Origin of the sequence: Psychrobacter sp., from assembly GCF_035469765.1 — a bacterium.
Classification (GTDB): Bacteria; Pseudomonadota; Gammaproteobacteria; order Pseudomonadales; family Moraxellaceae; genus Psychrobacter.
The window spans coordinates 1-4,716 of the sequence record NZ_DATIRM010000433.1; the positions used below are offsets into that span (position 1 = coordinate 1).

3 protein-coding genes and 1 pseudogene are annotated in these 4,716 nt (G+C 43.5%); 3 read left to right on the plus strand and 1 reads right to left on the minus strand.

Going from position 1 to position 4,716, the window contains the following annotated elements; all coding sequences use genetic code 11:
- Positions 1 to 84: 84 nt before the first annotated feature.
- Positions 85 to 1,104 carry a ferrochelatase gene (gene hemH / locus VLN09_RS11865; RefSeq protein WP_325246771.1) on the minus strand — a complete coding sequence of 340 codons (1,020 nt, stop codon included), beginning with the start codon at positions 1,102 to 1,104 and terminating at the stop codon, positions 85 to 87.
- A 488-nt stretch (positions 1,105 to 1,592) separates the two neighbouring features.
- Here hemH and metX point away from each other — a divergent pair.
- The 3 genes and pseudogenes from metX to VLN09_RS11880 all read left to right on the plus strand — a co-directional run.
- Positions 1,593 to 2,873: pseudogene (gene metX, locus VLN09_RS11870) on the plus strand (homoserine O-acetyltransferase MetX); the annotation flags it as partial.
- 47 nt (positions 2,874 to 2,920) lie between these two features.
- Entirely contained in the window at positions 2,921 to 3,538 is a 618-nt protein-coding gene (gene metW, locus VLN09_RS11875; protein WP_325246773.1) for a methionine biosynthesis protein MetW, read from the plus strand.
- Positions 3,539 to 3,926: 388 nt separating this feature from the next.
- Positions 3,927 to 4,508, plus strand: a complete 582-nt coding sequence (locus VLN09_RS11880; RefSeq protein ID WP_325246775.1) for a tetratricopeptide repeat protein — start codon at positions 3,927 to 3,929, stop codon at positions 4,506 to 4,508.
- Positions 4,509 to 4,716: the final 208 nt, after the last annotated feature.

The window sequence follows — 4,716 nt, forward strand, 5'->3', positions numbered from 1 at the left end:
TAAAAAATACCGAACATCATGTTCGGTATTTTTTGCTGCTCTATCTAATATCCGCATATTACTTTAGATTCATTGCTTTAGATTCTATGCCCAGCCATCTAGCGTCCCCGCCCAACCTTGTACCAATGGTGCACTCATTGCTTCTAACAAGTCTATATGCGCTTCATCAGTATTGAGCGCTGGAATATAATGGTATTCTTGCCCGCCTGCATGAAGGAAAGTCTCGCGGTTTTCGATGGCCAACTCTTCTAAAGTTTCTAGGCAATCTGCCGAAAATGCAGGGCTAAGAATCTGTACCGAACGTACGCCCGACTGACCCCAGTCTTCGAGTACCACATCGGTATAGGGCTTAATCCACTCCTGCTTACCAAAGCGCGACTGGAAACTGATAATCCATTCATCTTCCTTTAGACCAAGCTCATGAGCGACTTGCGCAGCGGTACATTTACAGCGTCTCGGGTACGGATCGCCTTTATCGGCATAAGGCTGTGGGATACCATGGAAGCTAAACATGAGCTTTTCAGGTTTGCCATGTATAGCTTGAAAGCGGCGGATACTATCTGCCAGTGCTTTGATATATAAAGGGTGAGCAAAGTAATCTTTGACTATGGTCATATTGGGCAAATTACGTTGCTTCAGCGACCATTTGGTCATCGCATCATAGACGGCTCCCGTTGAAGTCGCTGAATACTGAGGGAACACCGGTAACATGACAAAGTGGTCAACTCCTTCACTACGCAATTTGTCCATAACATCAGGCAAACCTGGATTACCATAGCTCATCGCCGCATGGACAGAGACGCGAAATGGCGTCGCACGTTCAGCTAAACGCGACTGTAACATCTCAACTTGCGTGTTAAGGATGTTACGCATCGGCGAATCACCATCCCAAATACTGGCATAGGCTTCTGCTACACGCTTTGGGCGACTTGGCAGCACAAACAGATTGAGGATAATTGCCCATAAAAACTTTGGGATTTCAATCACGCGCGGATCGGACAAAAACTGTTTGAGATAACGACGGACGGCAGGCGCGGTCGGCTCATCTGGTGTACCAAGGTTCACAAGTAATACGGCAATACGGGGAGGCAGTTCAGGTTTCATAGCAGCACTTTTTTCTTATTAGGTCAATAAAGGAGGATTATTAAGTGAGTATTAAATGAGCACGCGATAAGTGTAGCATTTTAACCCTTAATAACGCATCGAAAAAGTGCGCTTATACAATTTGATACGTAAGTTATTGCGACTTTCCGGTGTTGATATCGTCTAAATTTATGATAGTAGCCTAGCATTTTTTTGATTTACTTCCTGATATAAAATAAGCGTGAAAGACGGTGCTTGAAGGTTGTACTCATATGCGCATCACCATACAATAGGCAAGCACATTGCCAAAGAAACAGTATAGATAAACCACTTTTAGCTAAAACCATTAAAAAATATCGCCAAAATGAGTTGTCGATAGAGTGCCCTTCTTATTTTATTGATAATTGTTGTCTTGTGAGGTAGCTTTGAACGCACGCCCTGATAATACCAGTGACCAGTCCGCTACAGATAAAAGCAATGCCAAAAGTTCAATTAACACTGAGGAATCATTGAACTCAGTAGGCATTGTTACGCCCCAGACTTTCCATTTCACTGAGCCATTAACTTTAGAGTGCAATCGCACTTTATCATCATTCGATTTGATCATCGAAACCTATGGTACGCTCAATAGCGACAAGTCAAACGCTGTCCTTATTTGCCATGCTCTATCAGGCAGTCATCACGCTGCAGGTTTTCATAGCGATGAGGATAAGAAAGCTGGCTGGTGGGACAATATGATCGGACCCAATAAGTCCATCGATACCAATCGGTTCTTTGTGGTCTGTGTCAATAATATTGGTAGCTGTTTTGGCTCTACTGGTCCAACATCAGTAAATCCAGATAGCAGTCAAGCACAAGTATATGGACCTGATTTTCCTCTGGTCACCATCAAGGACTGGGTAAAAACCCAAGCCATGCTTTCAGATCGCTTAGGCATTAACGTCTGGCATGCTGTCGTCGGTGGTTCCATGGGCGGTATGCAAGCCTTGCAATGGGCGGTCGACTATCCAAAGCGACTAAAACGCTGCGTGGTTATTGCCAGTACACCTAAGCTGTCTGCACAAAACATTGCCTTTAATGAAGTGGCGCGCCAGTCTATTTTATCAGATCCAGATTTTAAAGACGGACGCTATCTGCAAGCAGGTACTTACCCTCGTCGCGGGCTTATCCTTGCACGAATGGTAGGACACATTACTTATCTGACCGATGATGCGATGAAAGCCAAGTTTGGGCGTGATTTAAAGTCGGGCAAGTTTATGTATGGCTACGATGTCGAATTCCAAGTCGAAAGCTATCTACGCTATCAAGGCGAGCGCTTTAGTGAAAATTTTGATGCCAATACTTATTTACTCATGACCAAAGCGCTAGATTATTTTGACCCGACGCGTGATTATCCGTTAGAGTCTATTGTAGATTCGTCTACATCGTCACCAGAATTTTTAGCTGCTTCCCTTGCGGAGTCAGTAAAAGCGGATAGTAGCGAAAATGAGTTGGCAAATACTTTAGCTAACAGTGCGGATATCGATAATATAAGTGCAAGCAACCATCAAGAGCTGACCGCACTTAAAGCCGCATTTGCTCATACTGAGTGCCAATATTTAGTGGTGTCGTTTACTACGGATTGGCGTTTCGCTCCCGAGCGCTCACAAGAGATTGTCGATGCGCTGATGGCAACCGGCAAACCAGTTAGCTATATTAATGTCGATGCGCCGCACGGTCACGATTCTTTCTTATTTGATATTCCGCGTTATATGGGCGCTGTCAAAGGCTTCCTAAATGCGCCATTTATGGCTGCTGACCAAAACAAAAGCAGGCAGAAAACATCAGGAGCACGCTCATGAGAATGGACCATCAATTGGCTGAGCGTTGGATTGCTCCTCACTCACATGTGCTCGACTTAGGCTGCGGTAATGGCGAGCTACTTGCGCATTTACAGCAAAATCGCGGCGTAACTGGCTACGGACTTGAGATTGACGAAGACAAAATCAATGAAGCAATCGCCAACGGTTTATCTATTGTCGAGCAAGACTTGAATGATGGCTTGGCGCGTTTTGCGGATAGTAGTTTTGATACCGTGGTCATGGCGCGTGCGCTACAAGCAGTAAAATCACCTGATGTGCTGTTGCTTGATATGCTGCGCGTCGCTCGTGAAGCAATCATTACCTTTCCTAACTTTGCCCATTGGCAAAACCGTATACATTTGGGACTAAAGGGTATTATGCCGGTCTCAGAAGCGCTGCCATATGAGTGGTACAACACCCCAAATATTCATCTATGCACCTTTAAAGACTTTGAGAAATTGTGCGCGCAGCATGATATTCATATTATCAATCGTTTTGCAGTTAGTGATTCTGAAAAAGGTCATTCACCGCTGATGACAGCTTTGATAAGACAAGCGCCAAACCTGCTGGCAGATGTGGCTATTTATCGCGTTAGTAAACAAAAACCTGAATAGCATGAGTATTGACTGCCTTTTATTAAAGGTTACATTGACATCTATAACCACGGTTTTTAACCTTAATAGTGTCTTAATATATTCTTATACCAAAGTAACTCTATGATTTTATTGAGGACAATGCGGTATAGGTAGACATTAAATCATGTAATTAGTATTTGAGTTTCGTAAGTTTGGGTGTTAAGCTAGCAAAATAGTGTCGATGACACCCCGATTATGACCGTTTATCGGCTTAATTGGCGTCCATTGCCATACTACAACGATGAATTATATTGCTAATCATTAGGTCAATGGTTATTGCAAGATATCGCCTAATTGTTATCGCCGTCTAACTACTTTTAGCGGGACAATTTTTTTTGCTTATTAACTGCCTAATTTTGGAGCTGCTATGAAATTATTAAAAGCTGCGTTGTTTACTGCCATTTTTTCTTGTGCAGGTTTTGCCAACGCTGAGTTAATATCGAACGTGCCACTTGATACTTCACGTTTTGAGTTAATGCCTGTCAGTGAGTTATCTAGTCGCGCCGCTCAAGGTAATGACCACGCTCAATTTTACCTAGCCAAGCGTTTGCAAAAAGGCGAAGGTATTGCCCAAAACACTCAACAAGCCGTTCAGTGGTACACTAAAGCAGCTCAACAAGGCGTTGCCCCTGCTCAGCTAAACCTTGCCATCATGTACTTACGCGGTGAAGGGGTGCAGCCAAATCTACAACAAGCACGCTCTTGGTTAGAAAAAGCCGCTATGCGTGGTGATAACCGTGCCAGCTATACGCTTGCACTGTTAGATGAAAAGCAAAAAAATCTCGTCGATGCCTATAAATGGTATGACTTGGCTGCCCGTGACGGTATGCTTGATGAAAAAGTCCGTAACAAAGCCCGCGGCAAAATCGGTCAATTGGCATTAAACTTATCAAATGCTGATATCGCTAGCGCTCGCAGCAAAGCCGATACTTGGTTCCAGAGTAAATAAGTCTTTCTTAAAGCACTTATTGAATAAAAAAATCCAGCCTGTGTGCTGGATTTTTTGTTTTTAGAGACGTACTTATTTAACTGGTTTAAATAATACTTACTTTCTTACTTCACGTGCCATCGTATAGAACTCTGCATTGGACTGCATATTCATCACAATTGCCATTCTATTAGACAACCCAAAAAATGCGGTGACACCTGCTATATCT